The organism is Escherichia sp. MOD1-EC6098, from assembly GCF_002965865.1.
Lineage (GTDB): Bacteria > Pseudomonadota > Gammaproteobacteria > Enterobacterales > Enterobacteriaceae > Escherichia > Escherichia marmotae.
In genome coordinates this window covers 472,306-491,304 of record NZ_PTSN01000001.1, presented here as the reverse complement: position 1 = coordinate 491,304, position 18,999 = coordinate 472,306, and the positions used below count along the sequence as shown (strand labels likewise).

General features: G+C 50.4%; 23 protein-coding genes. 13 read left to right on the top strand and 10 right to left on the bottom strand.

Annotation, left to right across the window (positions count from 1 at the left end):
- Positions 1-3 precede the first annotated feature (3 nt).
- The 5 genes from hisS to C0K55_RS02320 all read left to right on the top strand — a co-directional run bounded on the left by hisS (position 4) and on the right by C0K55_RS02320 (position 4,987).
- Positions 4-1,278, top strand: a complete 1,275-nt coding sequence (gene hisS / locus C0K55_RS02340) for a histidine--tRNA ligase (RefSeq protein ID WP_001107164.1) — start codon at positions 4-6, stop codon at positions 1,276-1,278.
- Between the two features lie 17 nt (positions 1,279-1,295).
- Positions 1,296-1,916, top strand: a complete 621-nt coding sequence (yfgM, locus tag C0K55_RS02335; RefSeq protein WP_000409215.1) for an ancillary SecYEG translocon subunit YfgM — start codon at positions 1,296-1,298, stop codon at positions 1,914-1,916.
- A 10-nt stretch (positions 1,917-1,926) separates the two neighbouring features.
- Positions 1,927-3,105, top strand: a complete 1,179-nt coding sequence (gene bamB, locus C0K55_RS02330; protein ID WP_001177078.1) for an outer membrane protein assembly factor BamB — start codon at positions 1,927-1,929, stop codon at positions 3,103-3,105.
- Positions 3,106-3,222: 117 nt separating this feature from the next.
- Positions 3,223-4,698 (top strand): ribosome biogenesis GTPase Der, encoded by a 1,476-nt coding sequence (der, locus tag C0K55_RS02325; RefSeq protein ID WP_001516872.1) that lies wholly within the window; start codon positions 3,223-3,225, stop codon positions 4,696-4,698.
- Positions 4,699-4,765: 67 nt separating this feature from the next.
- Positions 4,766-4,987, top strand: coding sequence for a zinc ribbon domain-containing protein (locus C0K55_RS02320; protein WP_000422354.1), 222 nt, complete (start codon positions 4,766-4,768; stop codon positions 4,985-4,987).
- Positions 4,988-5,614: 627 nt separating this feature from the next.
- Here C0K55_RS02320 and xseA read toward each other — a convergent pair.
- Entirely contained in the window at positions 5,615-6,991 is a 1,377-nt protein-coding gene (xseA, locus tag C0K55_RS02315) for an exodeoxyribonuclease VII large subunit (protein ID WP_016249069.1), read from the bottom strand.
- 161 nt (positions 6,992-7,152) lie between these two features.
- On the opposite strand from xseA, the gene guaB reads away from it, so the two are divergent.
- From guaB to C0K55_RS02300, 3 genes are all read left to right on the top strand, one after another.
- The gene (guaB, locus tag C0K55_RS02310; RefSeq protein ID WP_001516870.1) at positions 7,153-8,619 is read left to right on the top strand and encodes an IMP dehydrogenase; all 1,467 of its coding nucleotides are present in this window, start codon (positions 7,153-7,155) and stop codon (positions 8,617-8,619) included.
- A gap of 68 nt (positions 8,620-8,687) precedes the next feature.
- A complete protein-coding gene (gene guaA, locus C0K55_RS02305; RefSeq protein ID WP_000138266.1) occupies positions 8,688-10,265 on the top strand; it encodes a glutamine-hydrolyzing GMP synthase in 1,578 nt (525 codons plus the stop codon).
- Between the two features lie 192 nt (positions 10,266-10,457).
- Positions 10,458-11,708 (top strand): tyrosine-type recombinase/integrase, encoded by a 1,251-nt coding sequence (locus tag C0K55_RS02300; protein WP_105266613.1) that lies wholly within the window; start codon positions 10,458-10,460, stop codon positions 11,706-11,708.
- Positions 11,709-11,711: 3 nt separating this feature from the next.
- Here the strand turns inward: C0K55_RS02300 and C0K55_RS02295 are convergent, their stop codons facing one another.
- The 9 genes from C0K55_RS02295 to C0K55_RS02260 form a co-directional block, all read right to left on the bottom strand.
- On the bottom strand, positions 11,712-11,906 hold the full coding sequence (locus C0K55_RS02295; RefSeq protein WP_001077941.1) for a DUF1382 family protein: 195 nt from the start codon (positions 11,904-11,906) through the stop codon (positions 11,712-11,714).
- The gene (locus C0K55_RS02290) at positions 11,903-12,553 is read right to left on the bottom strand and encodes an MT-A70 family methyltransferase (protein WP_105266612.1); all 651 of its coding nucleotides are present in this window, start codon (positions 12,551-12,553) and stop codon (positions 11,903-11,905) included. The genes C0K55_RS02295 and C0K55_RS02290 overlap by 4 nt, the downstream gene beginning before the upstream one ends.
- Positions 12,546-12,797 carry a PerC family transcriptional regulator gene (locus C0K55_RS02285; RefSeq protein ID WP_001335975.1) on the bottom strand — a complete coding sequence of 84 codons (252 nt, stop codon included), beginning with the start codon at positions 12,795-12,797 and terminating at the stop codon, positions 12,546-12,548. The genes C0K55_RS02290 and C0K55_RS02285 overlap by 8 nt, the downstream gene beginning before the upstream one ends.
- A gap of 157 nt (positions 12,798-12,954) precedes the next feature.
- On the bottom strand, positions 12,955-13,203 hold the full coding sequence (locus tag C0K55_RS02280; protein WP_000675390.1) for a helix-turn-helix transcriptional regulator: 249 nt from the start codon (positions 13,201-13,203) through the stop codon (positions 12,955-12,957).
- Positions 13,204-13,252: 49 nt separating this feature from the next.
- Positions 13,253-14,194, bottom strand: coding sequence for a RecT family recombinase (locus C0K55_RS02275; protein WP_097411283.1), 942 nt, complete (start codon positions 14,192-14,194; stop codon positions 13,253-13,255).
- Entirely contained in the window at positions 14,191-15,012 is an 822-nt protein-coding gene (locus C0K55_RS02270) for a PD-(D/E)XK nuclease-like domain-containing protein (RefSeq protein WP_050010296.1), read from the bottom strand. Before C0K55_RS02270 ends, C0K55_RS02275 begins: the two co-directional genes overlap by 4 nt.
- The gene (locus C0K55_RS02265) at positions 15,009-15,308 is read right to left on the bottom strand and encodes a hypothetical protein (RefSeq protein WP_001102257.1); all 300 of its coding nucleotides are present in this window, start codon (positions 15,306-15,308) and stop codon (positions 15,009-15,011) included. Before C0K55_RS02265 ends, C0K55_RS02270 begins: the two co-directional genes overlap by 4 nt.
- 2 nt (positions 15,309-15,310) lie before the next feature.
- Positions 15,311-15,463: a hypothetical protein gene (locus C0K55_RS26180; protein ID WP_001198620.1), complete on the bottom strand. Its 153-nt coding sequence runs from the start codon at positions 15,461-15,463 to the stop codon at positions 15,311-15,313.
- A 153-nt stretch (positions 15,464-15,616) separates the two neighbouring features.
- Positions 15,617-16,201 carry a helix-turn-helix domain-containing protein gene (locus C0K55_RS02260; RefSeq protein WP_000836290.1) on the bottom strand — a complete coding sequence of 195 codons (585 nt, stop codon included), beginning with the start codon at positions 16,199-16,201 and terminating at the stop codon, positions 15,617-15,619.
- 154 nt (positions 16,202-16,355) lie between these two features.
- Here C0K55_RS02260 and C0K55_RS02255 point away from each other — a divergent pair, with 154 nt between their 5' ends.
- From C0K55_RS02255 to C0K55_RS02235, 5 genes are all read left to right on the top strand, one after another.
- Positions 16,356-16,586, top strand: coding sequence for a hypothetical protein (locus tag C0K55_RS02255; protein WP_001282459.1), 231 nt, complete (start codon positions 16,356-16,358; stop codon positions 16,584-16,586).
- 148 nt (positions 16,587-16,734) lie between these two features.
- Complete coding sequence (locus C0K55_RS26445; protein WP_000706991.1) at positions 16,735-16,947, top strand: hypothetical protein; 213 nt, start codon at positions 16,735-16,737, stop codon at positions 16,945-16,947.
- Positions 16,928-17,758, top strand: a complete 831-nt coding sequence (locus C0K55_RS02245) for a DnaT-like ssDNA-binding domain-containing protein (protein ID WP_001525359.1) — start codon at positions 16,928-16,930, stop codon at positions 17,756-17,758. The genes C0K55_RS26445 and C0K55_RS02245 overlap by 20 nt, the downstream gene beginning before the upstream one ends.
- Positions 17,730-18,506 carry a replication protein P gene (locus tag C0K55_RS02240; RefSeq protein WP_000843279.1) on the top strand — a complete coding sequence of 259 codons (777 nt, stop codon included), beginning with the start codon at positions 17,730-17,732 and terminating at the stop codon, positions 18,504-18,506. The genes C0K55_RS02245 and C0K55_RS02240 overlap by 29 nt, the downstream gene beginning before the upstream one ends.
- A 117-nt stretch (positions 18,507-18,623) precedes the next feature.
- Complete coding sequence (locus C0K55_RS02235; RefSeq protein ID WP_105266611.1) at positions 18,624-18,968, top strand: DUF1064 domain-containing protein; 345 nt, start codon at positions 18,624-18,626, stop codon at positions 18,966-18,968.
- Positions 18,969-18,999: the final 31 nt, after the last annotated feature.

Genomic DNA, 18,999 nt, shown 5'->3' with positions numbered 1-18,999 from the left:
AACGTGGCAAAAAACATTCAAGCCATTCGCGGCATGAACGATTACCTGCCTGGCGAAACGGCCATCTGGCAGCGCATTGAAGGCACACTGAAAAACGTGCTCGGCAGCTACGGTTACAGTGAAATCCGCTTGCCGATTGTAGAGCAGACCCCGCTATTCAAACGTGCGATTGGTGAAGTCACCGACGTGGTTGAAAAAGAGATGTACACCTTTGAGGATCGCAATGGCGACAGCCTGACTTTGCGCCCTGAAGGGACGGCGGGCTGTGTACGCGCCGGCATCGAGCATGGTCTTCTGTACAATCAGGAACAGCGTCTGTGGTATATCGGGCCAATGTTCCGTCACGAGCGTCCGCAAAAAGGGCGTTATCGTCAGTTCCATCAGTTGGGCTGCGAAGTCTTCGGTCTGCAAGGCCCGGATATCGACGCCGAACTGATTATGCTCACCGCCCGCTGGTGGCGCGCGCTGGGTATCTCTGAACACGTTACCCTCGAGCTGAACTCAATTGGTTCGCTGGAAGCGCGTGCCAATTACCGCGATGCGCTGGTTGCTTTCCTCGAACAGCATAAAGAAAAGCTGGACGAAGACTGCAAACGCCGCATGTATACCAACCCGCTGCGCGTGCTGGACTCCAAGAATCCGGAAGTGCAGGCGCTACTTAACGATGCTCCGGCGTTGGGCGATTATCTGGACGAAGAGTCTCGCGAGCACTTTGCTGGTCTTTGCAAACTGCTGGAGAGCGCAGGTATCGCCTACACCGTAAATCAGCGTCTGGTTCGTGGTCTGGATTACTACAACCGTACCGTTTTCGAGTGGGTGACTAACAGTCTTGGTTCTCAGGGCACAGTGTGCGCAGGCGGTCGTTATGACGGTCTGGTGGAACAACTGGGCGGACGCGCAACACCGGCAGTGGGTTTTGCAATGGGCCTCGAACGTCTTGTGTTGTTAGTTCAGGCAGTTAATCCGGAATTTAAAGCCGATCCTGTTGTCGATATATACCTGGTGGCCTCAGGTGCTGATACTCAATCTGCGGCTATGGCATTAGCTGAGCGTCTGCGTGATGAATTACCTGGCGTGAAATTGATGACCAACCACGGCGGCGGCAACTTTAAGAAACAGTTTGCCCGTGCTGATAAATGGGGCGCATGTGTTGCTGTGGTGCTGGGTGAGTCCGAAGTGGCCAACGGCACGGCAGTGGTGAAGGATTTGCGCTCTGGTGAGCAAACGGCAGTTGCGCAGGATAGCGTGGCCGCGCATTTGCGCACGTTACTGGGTTAAGGAAGGAGAAGGACAGCGTGGAAATTTACGAGAACGAAAACGACCAGGTTGAAGCAGTTAAACGCTTTTTTGCTGAAAATGGCAAAGCACTGGCTGTTGGGGTGATTTTAGGTGTTGGCGCACTGATTGGCTGGCGCTACTGGAACAGCCATCAGGTTGAGTCCTCACGATCCACTTCTCTTGCTTATCAAAATGCGGTTACCGCAGTGAGCGAAGGCAAACCGGACAGCATCCCGGCGGCGGAAAAATTCGCTGCTGAAAATAAAAATACTTATGGCGCGCTGGCTTCTTTGGAACTTGCGCAGCAATTTGTTGACAAAAATGAACTAGAGAAAGCTGCCACCCAATTACAACAAGGGTTGGCGGACACGAGCGATGAAAATCTCAAAGCCGTGATAAATCTGCGTCTTGCCCGAGTTCAGGTGCAGCTCAAGCAGGCTGATGCCGCGCTGAAAACCCTCGATACCATTAAAGGTGAAGGTTGGGCTGCTATTGTTGCTGACCTGCGTGGTGAAGCATTGCTGAGCAAAGGTGATAAGCAAGGTGCGCGTAGTGCGTGGGAAACAGGCGTGAAAAGCGATGTTACCCCGGCACTGAGTGAAATGATGCAGATGAAAATTAATAATTTGTCCATCTGAGAGGGACCCGATGCAATTGCGTAAATTACTGCTGCCAGGAATGCTTTCCGTTACCCTTTTAAGCGGCTGTTCGCTGTTTAACAGTGAAGAAGATGTGGTGAAGATGTCCCCATTACCGACCGTTGAAAACCAGTTTACGCCGACCACGGCGTGGAGCACTTCCGTTGGTAGCGGCATTGGTAACTTCTACTCTAATCTTCATCCGGCATTGGCGGATAACGTTGTCTATGCTGCCGATCGCGCTGGTTTGGTTAAAGCGATGAATGCGGATGACGGCAAAGAAATCTGGTCTGTCAGTCTGGCCGAGAAAGATGGCTGGTTATCTAAAGAGCCTGCGTTACTTTCCGGCGGCGTGACCGTCGCGGGTGGTCATGTCTATATTGGCAGCGAAAAAGCGCAGGTTTACGCGCTGAACACCAGCGATGGTACTGTTGCATGGCAAACCAAAGTAGCGGGTGAAGCACTTTCTCGTCCGGTAGTCAGTGACGGTCTGGTTTTGATTCACACCAGCAACGGTCAGTTGCAGGCGTTGAACGAAGCTGACGGCGCTGTTAAATGGACAGTTAACCTCGATATGCCTTCGCTCTCTCTGCGTGGCGAGTCTGCGCCAGCAACTGCATTTGGTGCGGCAGTGGTCGGTGGTGATAATGGTCGCGTCAGTGCTGTGTTGATGCAGCAGGGACAGATGATTTGGCAGCAGCGTATCTCCCAGGCGACCGGTTCTACCGAAATTGACCGTTTGAGCGATGTTGATACTACGCCGGTTGTGGTGAACGGTGTTGTTTTCGCGCTGGCCTATAATGGTAACCTGACGGCGCTTGATTTGCGCAGTGGTCAGATTATGTGGAAACGCGAGTTGGGTTCGGTGAATGATTTCATCGTCGACGGCAACCGCATCTATCTGGTCGATCAAAATGACCGGGTGATGGCGCTGACCATCGACGGTGGCGTTACACTGTGGACTCAAAGCGATCTGCTGCATCGCCTGCTGACGTCCCCGGTGCTGTATAATGGCAATCTGGTGGTGGGTGACAGCGAAGGTTATCTGCACTGGATTAACGTTGAAGATGGCCGTTTCGTTGCCCAGCAAAAAGTTGATAGCTCCGGTTTCCAGACTGACCCGGTTGCCGCTGATGGCAAACTGCTGATCCAGGCAAAAGACGGGACCGTGTATTCCATTACACGTTAATCGTCTCTGTCGTTCACTTTGAAAACGGCTCCTGGACAGGGGCCGTTTTCCTGTTTTTAACAACGACGCGAAAATTGCGGGCGTTGTCTGATGATTTATAAAAATGAGGCTTTAAACATGGTACCTGTGGTCGCGCTTGTCGGGCGCCCTAACGTAGGAAAATCCACGTTATTTAACCGTCTAACTCGCACCCGAGATGCGCTGGTTGCGGATTTCCCGGGTCTGACTCGTGACCGTAAGTACGGTCGTGCGGAAATTGAAGGCCGCGAGTTTATCTGTATTGATACCGGCGGGATTGACGGCACAGAAGACGGTGTAGAAACCCGCATGGCGGAACAATCGCTGCTGGCGATTGAAGAGGCGGATGTGGTGCTGTTTATGGTGGATGCACGCGCGGGTCTGATGCCAGCGGATGAAGCCATTGCCAAACATCTGCGTTCCCGCGAAAAGCCAACCTTCCTGGTGGCGAATAAAACCGACGGACTGGATCCGGATCAAGCAATCGTTGATTTTTATTCACTTGGTTTAGGTGAAATCTACCCGATTGCCGCTTCGCATGGTCGTGGTGTTTTGAGTCTGCTTGAGCATGTTCTGCTGCCGTGGATGGAAGATATCGCGCCGCAAGAAGAAGTGGATGAAGACGCGGAATATTGGGCGCAATTTGAAGCGCAAGAGAATGGCGAGGAAGAAGAAGAGGAAGACGACTTCGATCCGCAAAGTCTGCCGATCAAACTGGCGATAGTGGGTCGTCCGAACGTGGGTAAGTCTACACTCACTAACCGTATTCTCGGTGAAGAGCGCGTGGTGGTTTACGACATGCCCGGGACTACGCGCGACAGCATCTACATTCCAATGGAACGTGATGGACGTGAGTATGTACTCATTGACACAGCAGGCGTACGTAAACGTGGCAAAATTACCGATGCGGTAGAGAAGTTCTCGGTAATCAAAACGTTGCAGGCAATTGAAGATGCCAACGTTGTGATGCTGGTGATTGATGCACGCGAAGGTATTTCCGATCAGGATCTCTCCCTGCTGGGCTTTATTCTCAATAGTGGGCGCTCACTTGTGATTGTGGTGAACAAGTGGGATGGCCTGAGCCAGGAAGTGAAGGAGCAGGTGAAAGAGACGCTGGACTTCCGTCTGGGCTTTATCGATTTTGCTCGCGTGCACTTTATCTCTGCGTTGCATGGTAGCGGGGTTGGCAATCTGTTTGAATCAGTGCGTGAAGCGTATGACAGCTCTACCCGTCGCGTAGGCACGTCTATGCTGACGCGTATCATGACTATGGCTGTTGAAGACCACCAGCCGCCGCTGGTTCGCGGTCGTCGCGTGAAGCTGAAATATGCCCACGCCGGTGGTTACAACCCGCCGATTGTGGTAATCCACGGCAACCAGGTAAAAGACCTGCCGGATTCCTATAAGCGTTATCTGATGAATTACTTCCGCAAATCTCTGGATGTGATGGGTACGCCGATTCGTATTCAGTTCAAAGAAGGGGAAAACCCGTATGCGAACAAGCGTAACACCCTGACGCCGACCCAGATGCGTAAGCGCAAGCGTCTGATGAAGCACATCAAAAAAAATAAGTAATAGTAGGTAAGTACTTATCTATAGTTTCCCTCTCGTAAGTAGGGGGAAACTTATCGAAGGAGTTTATATGGAACTCAACTGCCCAATCTGTCAGAAACCTCTCGAGCGTAATGGTGACATCGCTCATTGTGAAACCTGTGACAAAAATTTCTCTCTCCAGGCATTGTGCCCTGATTGCCATCAGCCTTTGCAGGTACTCAAAGCCTGCGGTGCGGTAGATTACTTCTGTCAGAATGGTCACGGGCTTATTTCCCGCAAACGTGTTGAGTTTGTCCTTCCTGAATATTAAGTTTTATTTAAAATTTATATTCACACTATAAAAATTAGATTTATCAGTGTCTGGTCGATAAACAGATCGGTTAGACCATTTTAATTAAAATTGTATTTATATTTGCTTGAGTGATTTTTCCTTTATGTGTGGAATATACTGCCTGTCATTATTAATTTTTTGTATTGATATATTATTCAGGGATGGTGCATTGGGGGCGCTGTATTGTAATGATGCTGATCTCTGGTGCAGCCATTACCGCACCGGAGACAAACATTAAACAAAATAACGACCCATAGCTCGAGTTCGGCAGCGAAGCGACCCGACAAGAAGCACAAAATAATAAAGGAACTTCATTTAAAGAACGCAGTGCCGATTACATCACCAACTCTGCAACACAAGGGTTTGAAAAACACATCGACCTCTGTTGAAAACAGAATTACCTTCTGGTGCAGTTGTTGTGGTGGCACCAAATGTCGCCAACGAAACCTGGGCGTTGGGACACTGAGTTGATTCAGGCAAATGTGATATAGCAAAACAGTGTGGAAGTATGAGTAATACGGCAGGGTACATTCAGTGATGCCCGGATTATATCTGGTGTTGGCATGGTGATATTGCCGGATGCGATACTGGCGCATCTTATCCGGCCTACGGATTAGCCGCTTTTTTACGTGGTTTGCGGGTTTTCATAACTGAACTGACTTCGCTGACCACCACGCCATCACCTAACCGCGTGGTCAACGTATCGCCCGCTTTGACCTGCTTAACCTGTTTCAGCACTGTGCCATCGGCGGCGCTGGTTACGCTATATCCACGCGCCAGTGTTGACAGCGGGCTCACGGCTTCCAGGTGTGTTACTGCATTACCAAAACGTTCACGTGTTACGCTAAGTTGTGCGTGTAACACTTCCGCCAGACGATATTCCAGTTGCTGAATCCGCGTTTGCGCGCGATGAATACGTGACTGCGGATTTTGCTGGGTTAGTCGCTGTGTTAATCGCTGCTGTTGCTGTCCGACACGTTTTAGCTGATTTTCCAGTGCAAAGCTCATCCGCTTTTGTAGACGTTCGAGAGTGGTTTGCTGACGCGCCAGCCGTAGCTGTGGGTGCTGCTGCTGTAATCGATGATGAATCTGTGTAAAACGCCGGGTGCGATTGGCGAGATAATAATCCATCGCCATCTCCAGTCGCTGACGGGCAGATTGCACCTGACGGAGTAATTCTTGCTGATTACGGCTCACCACTTCGGCGGCAGCCGATGGTGTGGGTGCTCGTAAATCGGCAACAAAATCGGCAATGGTCACATCAGTTTCATGTCCAACGGCGCTGACAACCGGAATGTGACTGGCAAAAATCGCCCGCGCTACGCGTTCGTCGTTAAAACTCCATAAATCTTCCAGCGACCCGCCGCCGCGCCCGACAATCAATACGTCGCACTCGTTGCGCTTATTCGCCAGTTCAATGGCGCGAACAATTTGCCCAGGCGCATCATCACCCTGTACGGCGGTAGGATAGATGATCACGGGTAGAGACGGATCGCGGCGTTTAAGCACATGCAAAATATCGTGCAACGCGGCACCGGTTTTTGAGGTGATGACACCTACACAGTGCGCGGGGGAGGGGAGTGGCTTCTTAAACTGTTGATCGAACAAACCTTCAGCCTGCAATTTCGCTTTTAGCTGTTCATACTTCTGTTGCAACAAGCCTTCACCGGCGGGCTGCATACTTTCAACGATTATCTGATAGTCACCACGCGGCTCATACAGCGTAATATTGGCGCGAACCAGCACCTGTTGCCCGTGCTGTGGGCGAAAGGCTACCCGGCGGTTGCTGTTACGGAACATTGCGCAGCGCACCTGGGCGGTATCGTCTTTGAGCGTAAAATACCAGTGACCGGAAGCCGGTTGCGTGAAGTTAGATATTTCACCGCTGATCCATACCTGTCCCATCTCATGCTCAAGCAGCAGACGAACCGTTTGATTCAGGCGACTAACGGTAAAAATTGCAGGGGATTGAGAAGGTAACATGTGAGCGAGATCAAATTCTAAATCAGCAAGTTATTCAGTCGATAGTAACCCGCCAGCAGGGGATAGCAAGCATTTTTTGCAAAAAGGGGTAGATGCAATCGGTTACGCTCTGTATAATGCCGCGGCAATATTTATTAACCACTCTGGTCGAGATATTGCCCATGCTACGTATCGCTAAAGAAGCTCTGACGTTTGACGACGTTCTCCTCGTTCCTGCTCATTCTACCGTCCTGCCGAATACCGCTGACCTCAGCACTCAACTGACGAAAACTATTCGTCTGAACATCCCTATGCTTTCCGCAGCAATGGATACCGTAACGGAAGCGCGCCTGGCTATTGCCCTGGCTCAGGAAGGCGGTATTGGCTTTATCCACAAAAACATGTCCATTGAACGCCAGGCGGAAGAAGTTCGCCGCGTGAAAAAACACGAGTCTGGCGTGGTGACTGACCCGCAGACTGTTCTGCCAACCACGACTCTGCGCGAGGTGAAAGAACTGACCGAGCGTAACGGTTTTGCTGGCTACCCGGTAGTAACCGAAGAAAACGAACTGGTTGGTATCATCACCGGTCGTGACGTGCGTTTTGTGACCGACCTGAATCAGCCGGTTAGCGTTTACATGACGCCGAAAGAGCGTCTGGTGACCGTGCGTGAAGGCGAAGCCCGTGAAGTTGTGCTGACCAAAATGCACGAAAAACGCGTTGAGAAAGCGCTGGTGGTTGATGATGAATTCCACCTGATTGGCATGATCACCGTGAAAGATTTCCAGAAAGCGGAGCGTAAACCGAACGCCTGTAAAGACGAGCAAGGCCGTCTGCGTGTTGGTGCGGCGGTTGGTGCTGGCGCAGGTAACGAAGAGCGTGTTGATGCGCTGGTGGCCGCTGGTGTTGACGTTCTGCTGATCGACTCCTCTCACGGTCACTCTGAAGGTGTTCTGCAACGTATTCGCGAAACCCGAGCCAAATACCCGGATCTGCAAATCATCGGCGGTAACGTCGCCACTGCTGCAGGCGCTCGTGCGCTGGCGGAAGCCGGTTGTAGCGCGGTTAAAGTTGGTATCGGCCCTGGTTCTATTTGTACCACCCGTATCGTCACTGGCGTAGGTGTTCCGCAGATCACCGCCGTTGCTGACGCAGTAGAAGCCCTGGAAGGCACCGGTATTCCAGTTATCGCTGACGGTGGTATTCGCTTCTCCGGCGATATCGCTAAAGCTATCGCTGCTGGCGCAAGCGCGGTGATGGTAGGCTCCATGCTGGCAGGTACGGAAGAATCTCCGGGTGAAATCGAACTCTACCAGGGCCGTTCTTATAAATCTTACCGTGGTATGGGCTCTCTGGGCGCGATGTCCAAAGGTTCTTCTGACCGTTACTTCCAGAGCGACAACGCCGCTGACAAACTGGTGCCAGAAGGCATCGAAGGCCGTGTGGCTTACAAAGGTCGCCTGAAAGAGATCATCCACCAGCAGATGGGCGGTCTGCGCTCCTGTATGGGCCTGACCGGCTGTGGTACTATCGACGAACTGCGTACTAAAGCGGAGTTTGTACGTATCAGCGGTGCTGGCATTCAGGAAAGCCACGTTCATGACGTGACCATCACCAAAGAGTCCCCGAACTACCGTATGGGCTCCTGATTCTCTTCGCCCGACTTCATGTCGGGCGATTTATATTATCTGTTTCACTTGCCTCGGAATAAGCGTCAATGACGGAAAACATTCATAAGCATCGCATCCTCATTCTGGACTTCGGTTCACAGTACACCCAACTGGTTGCGCGCCGCGTGCGTGAGCTGGGCGTTTACTGTGAACTGTGGGCATGGGATGTGACAGAAGCACAAATTCGTGACTTCAACCCAAGCGGCATTATTCTTTCCGGCGGCCCGGAAAGCACCACCGAAGAAAACAGCCCGCGAGCGCCGCAGTATGTCTTTGAAGCAGGCGTACCGGTATTCGGCGTTTGCTATGGTATGCAGACCATGGCGATGCAGTTAGGTGGCCATGTTGAAGCCTCTAACGAGCGTGAGTTTGGTTATGCACAGGTTGAAGTACAAACTGATAGCGCGCTCATTCGTGGTATCGAAGATGCGTTAAGTGCAGACGGCAAACCGCTGCTTGACGTGTGGATGAGCCACGGCGATAAGGTAACTGCAATTCCTGAGGGTTTCGTTACCGTAGCCAGCACCGAAAGTTGCCCGTTTGCCATAATGGCTAACGAAGAAAAACGTTTCTATGGCGTACAGTTCCACCCGGAAGTGACTCACACCCGTCAGGGGATGCGTATGCTGGAGCGTTTTGTGCGCGATATTTGCCAGTGTGAAGCACTGTGGACACCAGCAAAAATTATCGATGACGCCGTAGCCCGCATTCGCGAGCAGGTGGGCGATGATAAAGTGATCCTTGGCCTCTCTGGTGGCGTGGACTCTTCTGTTACTGCGATGCTTCTGCACCGTGCTATCGGTAAAAACCTGACCTGTGTATTCGTCGACAACGGCCTGCTGCGTCTGAATGAAGCTGAACAGGTAATGGATATGTTTGGTGATCGCTTCGGCCTGAACATCATTCACGTTCCGGCAGAAGAGCGTTTCCTGGCTGCGCTGGCGGGTGAAAACGATCCGGAAGCTAAACGTAAAATCATCGGTCGCGTCTTCGTTGAAGTATTCGATGAAGAAGCGCTGAAACTGGAAGATGTAAAGTGGCTGGCGCAGGGGACTATCTACCCTGACGTTATTGAATCCGCCGCTTCTGCGACGGGTAAAGCGCACGTTATCAAATCTCACCACAACGTAGGCGGCCTGCCGAAAGAGATGAAGATGGGCCTGGTTGAACCGCTGAAAGAGCTGTTCAAAGACGAAGTGCGTAAGATTGGTCTGGAGCTGGGTCTGCCGTACGACATGCTGTACCGCCACCCGTTCCCGGGGCCTGGCCTTGGCGTTCGCGTGTTGGGTGAAGTGAAGAAAGAGTACTGCGACCTGCTGCGCCGTGCGGATGCCATCTTCATTGAAGAACTGCGTAAAGCTGATCTGTACGACAAAGTCAGCCAGGCATTCACTGTCTTCCTGCCAGTACGCTCCGTAGGCGTAATGGGCGATGGTCGTAAATATGACTGGGTTGTCTCTCTGCGTGCTGTCGAAACCATCGACTTTATGACCGCACACTGGGCGCACCTGCCATATGATTTCTTAGGGCGCGTTTCCAACCGTATTATCAATGAAGTGAATGGTATTTCCCGCGTGGTGTATGACATCAGCGGTAAGCCGCCAGCTACTATTGAGTGGGAATGATTAACAGCTAACTCATAGTAACTCACTCCTATTCAGATACTAATACAACCCTCTGTTTTTGCAGGGGGTTTTTGTTTTTATGTATTCATTTCTATTCACTCTACACCATATTTTTCGGCGGTACAGGTGACGGTATTACCTTAAAGGTATACTCTCATACCGTCATGAAAATGGTTTCTATACGGGTGAATTGTGCTTACCGATACAAAATTAAAAAACCTCAAGCCGCAGGACAAACTGTACAAAGTCTCCGATCGTGACGGGCTGTATGTAGCTGTGCTTACGTCAGGTACGGTCTCATTTCGCTATGACTACCGTATCAACGGTCGCCGCGAAACACTGGTAATCGGGCAGTATGGGCGTGACGGTATCAGCCTGGCAGAAGCGCGGGAAGAACTGATTGCTGCAAAAAAGCTGCTTAAAGCAGGCCAGTCACCGGCTGCGGCTAAACGTGACGGTATCAAAAAGATTCGTGGTGCCGAGACGTTTACGGTACATACCGACAGTTATATGAAACACGTCATCCTTGCTGAAAGTACCCGCGCAATGAAGAAGGCAGTGATCGACCGTGACATACTTCCGGTTCTTGGCAACAAAATGATGGCTGAAATTACCACATCGATGGTTCGTGATTTGTGTGACCGGATTGTCGAACGCGGTGGCCGGGCAACAGCAGTGCAGGCCAGGGAGATCATCAGCAGCGTATACCGTCACGCCAATGACCGTGGTCATGGTTTGTTTAATCCTGCGGCTGACATTAAACCTTCGTCTATCGCCATATTTAAACCACGAGAGCGAACACTGACACCAGAAGAAGTTGGCCTGTTCTTCCGCACGCTGGATGCCATTGGTGCTATGGGCACTATGAAAATGGCTTTAAAGCTGGTGCTTATCACCATGGTTCGTAAAGGCGAATTCACCAATGCAACGTGGGATGAAATAGATTTTAAAAAATGGACATGGACAATTCCTTCAGACCGCATGAAGGGAAGCCGGGCGCACGTTATTTACCTGCCTAAACAGGCACAGGATATATTGGTCGGGTTGCAGATGTGCGCTGGTGGAAGTGAATATCTGGTTCCTGGTCGTTACAACTTCCGGAAGCCATTATCTAATGCCGCGCTGAACTCTCTGATCGACAGAACGGTGAAAATAATAAATGAAGATGGTGAGCATATTCAGGACTTCACCGTACACGATATGCGCCGTACAGCCAGTACGTTGTTGCATGAGGCTGGTTATCCTTCAGACTGGATTGAAAAGGCCCTGGCACATGAGCAGAAAAGTGTGCGCGCCGTATATAACAAAGCGGAATACGCCAGACAGCGCGCCTACATGTTGCAGCAGTGGGCCGATATGATTGATTCCTGGATTAACGGGGAGCATACGGATTTGATTCCGTTCTCCCCGTCGAAGTTTGAGAAGTGGATGGCGGGAGAATAACGTTTAATAGTTCTGCTGATTTTCTTCCATCTCGGCTTCTGCTGCCAGTGATTCAATTTTGTCTGCGAATATTGCTGACAGCGTTGCAAATTCAGCATCAGTGACAGCGGGAATTGGAACAAACCTGATCCCGCTGTGTGCAAGCATGTTTGCAGTTTCAAGGCATTTCCTTAAATCTGCTGGTGATGCCCTGTTCATGCTGCACGCTCCCGCCCCTGGTTGTCTGTTGGTGACAGCGGAGCATTGCTGAATGCATTTGTTAATCCGGCAATATCCAACGCGTATCCAGGGTGTAGTTGCACTGCCGGGTCTTCGCACTGATTACCCCAAACATCGAAGCCATGAGACGTCTGGCGGGCGAACAGTTCAATGCGAGAAACATCGCCTAACAATTGCACAAGTTTTTCACGAACAATATCTGGTTTTCTTGAATGCTCAAGCCGCGGTGCGGTAAATGACTGAACGATACCTGCATTAATGCGCGGAGGTAGTTTTCCCTTTACCGCAAACAGGCAATCTTCACTATTGGCGCGAGTCATGTGTCCCATACCCATAACCAGTTTATCTGGTTGTCGACTACCACATTTTATCCACGTGAATCCCTTCATGGTCATCAGACGGAATCCCCAGGCTTCAACAACTTTTAGTGCTTCGAGTGGTTGTGTTGGCACCCACCACATGGCCAACAGACAGTTTTCATCGGCCAAATCCCACACAGGAAGGCGGCAGATGTCCAGCACACTCATAACCGGATATTTAAAACCGGCACCGCGATTACCATCTGCGGCTTTGTCCCGGTATACCCAGGGTGGATCTGCATAGATTAGTGTGTATTTCTTAGTCATAAACCACCCCACAACATCCTATGCCGCTATAGTCGCCACGGCGAAGGCCGTTACCTTTTGTGATACATTGGTCCCTGCGAACCGCGATCCTCGCACGCTCAACATCACCAGAAGCAACATCCATACACTGAAGCCAAAGGTGAGCGGCAATGCGGAACTGCCCTTTTTTCTCTCTTTCAATCGCGCGTTTTTCGATCTCTATCGCCGCAGGAGTAACGGCGACAATCTTTGACGGACTGCGCATTGAAACCTTGTTCATGTGATATTTTTCAAGTCGGCTTAACTTTTTCACTTAATCCAACCCTCTCTGAAAATTAATGCCAGCAGATAAAGCCATGCTGAAACAGAGGCCAGGAATAAGTACCATCCTGACCATTTGCTCCAGTGCCTTAGCAGCACACTCATGCAGCGTTGCTCACAGGACGATATACACGTTGCTGAACAGGAGGCTTTTTACCCTGGAACTCTGCCGGGCTTGCTGCCTGACGTTCATCAAGCCAACGCTCAACTTCATCACGGTTCCATGCGCAGCGTTTGTCAGTGATATACCAGCGTTTAGGAAATTCCCCTGCGCGCTCCATGCGGTCGATAGTGCTCCATGACAGTGGCACCACCGCCAGGAGTTCCTTCTTACCTAATGCACCTTTCATAAATACCTCTCTTGGTTGCAGTGCGGCGCGCGTGGCGCCGCGGTGGTGGTTACATAGATGTTTCGTTTAATTCTTCCCGACGAACGCTGTAAACGTCGGTGGCTTTTGCCAGCAGTTCGTCATCATCTGAAAGTTTTTGTGCAATGTATTTGTAAGCTTTATCCAGTTCGGAGACAGTGCTGTAATTCATCGCTGCGCTGGTAAAGGCCATCAGCATTTCTTCTGGATCACGGCTATCCGCTTTACGCGTTTGCTCATCAGGCTTTTTCACTTGTTTAGCGTTGATCAGACTGTTCATTCCCGCAGCAGTGGTCGTTTGCGGAGTAATGTCTCGCTCAACGCGCGGTGCCGTTTCCTGTAATTCGTCTGGTGTGTAGACGCCCATGATTACGTCAGGACAGTGCAAGCGAGACCAGCGTTTTGTCGCAAGGTATGCGAGTTGTTGTTTCGGATCACTGGCCCAAAGTGTGGAGTTTCTTACCTGTGCTTGAGACAGCATTAACTCAAGCACTCGAGGTTGATCCTCGCCCTTCATGGTTGCCCATACGCGAACACCGCAGCCTTCTTCGTCTTTTAGAGTCCAGCCTGGTGCGATATATGGATTGCCGTTTTTGGATGTTTTCTCAACAAACTTACCGATCACGCGTTCCCACGGCCCGAACCACTCGTAGTTGATGCGATCTTTTGTTGGCGACATCGTTGAGATAACTGCGTTTACTAATTGGGCTTCATAACCTAGCGTGCCGTTCACAACATGGGTTTTCTGAGCCACGGCAAACGGGTTCATTCCCCACTGCGCAGCCTGCATTGCCACGGCCATGCAATCAGCTGGTTTCCCGGCGAGGTGCGCCGGTACCGTTACGCGGCTTTGCGCCATTACCTCGGCGAATTTCATCAGTTGGTTCAAGCCGTCTGGGCTGAAAATAGTTGCAGCAGTTCCAGCGATTGCTGTGTCTACTGGTGCATTGATGTTTGCGATGTCGTTGCTCATATGTACATATCCTGTTTGCGTGCCCAGTCAGGGCGTTTAATAATTTCCACTCCGCCCCACTCATCGTTGATGCGGCATTCGTGATAGGTATTCAGATCCCGGCGGAACAGAGCGTGCCCGGCATCGACATCCGGCGCATCCAGCTCGAACACGCGTACCGGATATCGACCACAATCAATGCTTTCGCTCACGGCAAGAAAGAAAAAACCATGCGGCTGACCAGTAACCCTCATTGCGCCTTCGCGGTACATTGCGTCCTGCACGTGGTAGCGGAATTCCTCGATGTGGCGTGCAAAACGGTCCATATCTGCAACCTTTTTCACGTCGACGATCACGTTGTGCTCGTTCAGCCATTTGTCTGGACGAATGCGGCACAACTCACCAGTATCTTCATCGTTCCAGTACATTGATGCTTCGCAGTAACCAGGTGCTTCCAGCATCCAGCGTGCCGCCGGGTGAGCCATTGCGCTATCACGCATCAGCTCCAGTTTCCGCCACTGCTCGGCATCAAGTACCGTAATCCCCATATCCGCCACATCACGAAGAAATGCCTCTTCGTCAGCTTTACCTTGTTTCGTCCGACGTTCGAATTTCGGTGAAACAATGAAGCGTTTGTCGAACTCTCCAGGCTCCAGAAGCAGACAGTGCAATGCGGTTCCCATATCCAGTGCAGACTTTTTCTCTTCGTCTTCTGGTGCTGCCTGAACCCATTTAAGAAGCGCCGGATTCTTGGCAACCATGTCCAGTTGCGATTTACTCACGCCGTCACCGGCGTGGTAGTCTTCGTTGCTGATGTCGAAATAAATTCCCGCTTTCATGCCGCGTCCCTCTGTCCATCAAGCTGATCCGCCAGATCCCAGCGGGCGATAATTGCCATTGCCTCGCGCCGGTAGGCATCCATCAGTTCTTCGAACTCAGGGCTGTCTTTAGCAGCCTCCAGTACTTCCTGACGAACGCCTTTGCCTGTTACAACGTCGAAAGTTGAGGACAGTTGATGAAGTCGGATGCTCTCAATCAGTTCAACTTGTCGGTCATATAGCTGTTCTGACAGGCGGTAGTCCTTGTCGAATGCCAGCATGATTTTTTGAAGATTTTTCTGCTGATTAACGTTCATTATCAGCCCTCCCATATCTCGTTATCGTTGGCCACATCGCGAGCTTCTTTGCTGACGAAAGCCCACTTAATGCCTTCCTGTAAGGTGCGGAACTTCCAGCTCATGAATCCGCATGCAGTAACGCAGTACCAACCGTTGATGATTTTCCACTGCATAATTTGTTACCTCGGTCTGTTACCGTTGGGGTAATGATTATGCGTATTTGGTTTGATGTCAATAGATATGAGCTAAAAAAATTACCCATAAGGTAATCTTGATGGCAATAAAAAAGCCGCCATGAGGCGGCTTACTTGCTGAAAACTATAGTTTTATTGTTTATTTTTTTCGTTCTGGTTGATGACAAATTCAATGTAACTTTCGATCTTTGCTTTCTCGGTTTCGGGTAACAATGCGTAGCGCGAGCGGTCATAGTTGATGGTCGCAGGGTCGTGCGGGTGAATCAGTAATTCATAGCCGTGACGCCCGAATGCGGATGCAACATTCTCCAGGGTGGAAATGGAAACGCTGACCTCATTGTTTAACAGGCGGCTGATTGTTACCTGGGCGACGCCGGATGCGCGGTGAAGTTTTCCCTGTGTTGAAAGGTCGCGGCTTTCGCTCATCCAGCGTTCCAGGTTGTGAGCCGCCAGCTGACCAATGTCGCTTGGGCCGACAGGCTGAAAACCTTCCTGAGAAAGCGAGCGATCGATATCAAGCCAGTTACGGGGTTTATTGGCGGCAGCTTCAATTTTTCGCGCAACCTGGTCGCCGATAACCTTCTTGCCAAGAGCCCAGCGGTTTACCAGATTTGCCTGAGTTCCAAGTTTTTCTGCCATCCGCGTCTGAACACCATTGAATTCACGGTCGATCAAGTCGTTGAGATTTTGCCTGCGGACGTCCTGGATACTTTTCATTTTCTGGAAAATCGCCTCATATATGAATCAGTAGATGATTCAATTTAAAGCAATATTACCCAACAGGTAAATGCACCTCATAGGTAACTATCCTTGATTTTTGTTACCTTATGGGTGAATATTTATTATCTGAAATAAATATCAGGCAATAGCTATGAGCGATAACGGACATTTCGATTTCAAAAAGCACTGGCTTGCACTTACTCCGGATGAGCGTGAAGCCTTCGCACAGGAAGCCGGAACGACGAGTCACTATATCCAGACTCACTTAACAGGTAAGCGCAAAATGCCAGGTAAGGTATTGATGAATGGGCTTTTTAAAGCCTGTAAAACAAGACAATGGCTGCGCTCAAAAGCAGAACTGGCATACTTCTTCTACTCATGATATCCATCCACAACCCTCTGTAGACCGCCATCCGGCGGTCTTTTCATATCTATTCGTACCTCAAAGGTAATAAAAAACCAAATCTGGTTGATCAAATTTTCCAATTGTGCAAAATAGCCAATATCAATAACAAAAAGGGGCGGAAAAATTGAAGATAGTAACCAGAATGGAGGCCGCAAAAGCCGGGTTAAATCGCTATTTCACAGGAAAGCGGTGCCGTCACGGCCATCTCTCTGAAAGGTATGTTCTGAACGGAACATGTGTTGAATGTGCAATGAATAGCGCCAACCGCCATCGTAATGAATTTGCTTGTGCACTAAAGAGTGCAAGAGGGGAAACCTATGGCAAGCAGCTGGATTAAGGTTGAAGTTATCACTCCTGATAAACCTGAAATTTTTCAGATAGCAGAAATTCTGGGTATTGATCCAGATGCTGTTCTTGGAAAGCTGGTTCGTATATGGGCATGGGCTGACCAGCAAACAATAGACGGTAACGCTGGCAGCGTTACAAAAGGAGTACTTGATAGACTCGCTTTTATTACAGGATTTGCTGACGCCCTCATTAGCGTCGGATGGCTTGCTTATCATGACGGCAAACTAATTCTTCCAAACTTTGAGCGACACAATGGAGAATCATCGAAAAAACGTGCACTTACGAATAGAAGAGTGGCAGAGCATCGAAAACGAGTAACGCAAAAAGTAACGCCAACAGCGTTACAAAAAGAGTTACCAGAGGAAGAGGAAGAGGAAGATATATATAAAACCCCACACATAGCACACGCGCGCGAGAGTGATCCGACCAGTGAAGCGAACGGTACGCCGTTGCAGGTGGCAGAACCTGCATTTCTGGATGGCCTGAGTGAACCTATTGGGAAATTTCCGATGACCGATGGCTGGCATCCGTCGCCGGATTTTCGACGGCGTGCTGCGCTGTGGGGAACGGCCCTGCCGGAACCGGAATTTACACCTGCTGAACTTGCTGCATTCCGGGATTACTGGATGGCTGAGGGCAAAGTGTTCACGCAGGTTCAGTGGGAACAAAAATTCGCCAGGCACGTAAATCATATCAGGGGAAAATCAAAAAACGTCGGGAAAAGCGATGAGCTTGACTGGAATAACACTGACTGGATAGAAGGGGTGTGGGATGAAATCAACTCCAGAACTTCTCAATGAGTACGATCGCTTACGTGAGCATGGTGTTGCTGTGCATGAAGAGCGGCGTGACAGCAATGGCAAAAAGGAGCAGGTCGCTAGAATTTTCAATGAACTATTTGTCCAGTTACAGGCTGCATTTCCTGCAAGCGTTTCGACCATAAGGGAGCAGAACAAACTTAATGAATTCCGTAAGCAATGGATGCTTGCGTTTCTGGAGAATGGGATCACTACAATGGAACAGGTTAACGCTGGTATGCGCCACGCCCGCGCCAGTGAATCTCCGTTCTGGCCGTCGCCAGGGCAATTTATCAAGTGGTGTAAAGACAGCAAGATGGTTCTTGGCGTCACCATTGACGATGTGATGGCGGAGTTTCACCGGTACAGCAAGGAAAAAAGTTTATATCCTGGTGGTCCCGAAAGATTCCCGTGGCGGCATCCGGTTATGTACTGGGTCGTATGTGATACCCGCCGTGCAATGTATCAGCGCCAGCTTAGCGAGATTGAGGTTGAGAAACACGCGCGCAGGCTGCTCGATGATTGGGCGAAAAAGGTGGCTTCCGGACAGCAGATACCCGATCCGGTGATCAGCATACAGGCAAAGCCAGAGCCCATGAGTACACCTCCGGACACAGGGAGAGACGTTTACCATCCACCAGGGCGAAGTTTCGGGTGCATGCCTAACGCCGCCACCCTTGGGGGAATAACACCGGCGCAGTGGCTGATGGAGGAATACAGGCGGGGAAAGGCGGCAGGATTTATCAAGTAATACCAGCGCGATAGCGCATTTTTTTACGTCTTGATAATTACCTGTTTGGTAACAAAATATTCTAAACTCTATTGATTTCGTGTCTTATGTGGTTTTTAATTACCTCAGGGGTAAATCATGAGAAAACAGATACAGGCTCTTGGTCGACTCAAAACAGGCCAGATGAACAAAACAGAATCTGCGTATTGCCAGCACCTTGAGCTGCGTAAACGTGCAGGGGAAATCGCCTGGTATCGATTCGAGGGTATCAAGCTGCGGTTAGCTGACAACACGTTCTATACGCCCGATTTTGCTGTGATGCTCGCCACCGGCGAGATGGAACTACACGAAGTGAAAGGTTTCTGGACCGACGACGCCAGGGTGAAAACCAAAGTCGCAGCAGACCAGTACCCGTTTCGCATCATCGGGGTAACGGTTAAGACAAAGAAAGCGGGTGATGGCTGGAACATCGAAGAGTTCTGAATCGACGATCTTTTTAGTTATCAATGTAATC

Coding starts and splice junctions, on each gene's coding strand:
- C0K55_RS02285 (WP_001335975.1), bottom strand. CDS start 12,797: ATGCGCAGTCCGTCAAAGATTGTCGCCGTTACTCCTGCGGCGATAGAG.
- C0K55_RS02245 (WP_001525359.1), top strand. CDS start 16,928: ATGGCAAGCAGCTGGATTAAGGTTGAAGTTATCACTCCTGATAAACCT.
- C0K55_RS02275 (WP_097411283.1), bottom strand. CDS start 14,194: ATGAGCAACGACATCGCAAACATCAATGCACCAGTAGACACAGCAATC.
- der (WP_001516872.1), top strand. CDS start 3,223: ATGGTACCTGTGGTCGCGCTTGTCGGGCGCCCTAACGTAGGAAAATCC.
- bamB (WP_001177078.1), top strand. CDS start 1,927: ATGCAATTGCGTAAATTACTGCTGCCAGGAATGCTTTCCGTTACCCTT.
- C0K55_RS02235 (WP_105266611.1), top strand. CDS start 18,624: ATGAGAAAACAGATACAGGCTCTTGGTCGACTCAAAACAGGCCAGATG.
- C0K55_RS02240 (WP_000843279.1), top strand. CDS start 17,730: ATGAAATCAACTCCAGAACTTCTCAATGAGTACGATCGCTTACGTGAG.
- C0K55_RS26180 (WP_001198620.1), bottom strand. CDS start 15,463: ATGCAGTGGAAAATCATCAACGGTTGGTACTGCGTTACTGCATGCGGA.
- C0K55_RS02295 (WP_001077941.1), bottom strand. CDS start 11,906: ATGAACAGGGCATCACCAGCAGATTTAAGGAAATGCCTTGAAACTGCA.
- C0K55_RS02290 (WP_105266612.1), bottom strand. CDS start 12,553: ATGACTAAGAAATACACACTAATCTATGCAGATCCACCCTGGGTATAC.
- C0K55_RS02260 (WP_000836290.1), bottom strand. CDS start 16,201: ATGAAAAGTATCCAGGACGTCCGCAGGCAAAATCTCAACGACTTGATC.
- C0K55_RS02270 (WP_050010296.1), bottom strand. CDS start 15,012: ATGAAAGCGGGAATTTATTTCGACATCAGCAACGAAGACTACCACGCC.
- C0K55_RS02255 (WP_001282459.1), top strand. CDS start 16,356: ATGAGCGATAACGGACATTTCGATTTCAAAAAGCACTGGCTTGCACTT.
- C0K55_RS02280 (WP_000675390.1), bottom strand. CDS start 13,203: ATGAAAGGTGCATTAGGTAAGAAGGAACTCCTGGCGGTGGTGCCACTG.
- guaB (WP_001516870.1), top strand. CDS start 7,153: ATGCTACGTATCGCTAAAGAAGCTCTGACGTTTGACGACGTTCTCCTC.
- C0K55_RS02265 (WP_001102257.1), bottom strand. CDS start 15,308: ATGAACGTTAATCAGCAGAAAAATCTTCAAAAAATCATGCTGGCATTC.
- xseA (WP_016249069.1), bottom strand. CDS start 6,991: ATGTTACCTTCTCAATCCCCTGCAATTTTTACCGTTAGTCGCCTGAAT.
- C0K55_RS02320 (WP_000422354.1), top strand. CDS start 4,766: ATGGAACTCAACTGCCCAATCTGTCAGAAACCTCTCGAGCGTAATGGT.
- guaA (WP_000138266.1), top strand. CDS start 8,688: ATGACGGAAAACATTCATAAGCATCGCATCCTCATTCTGGACTTCGGT.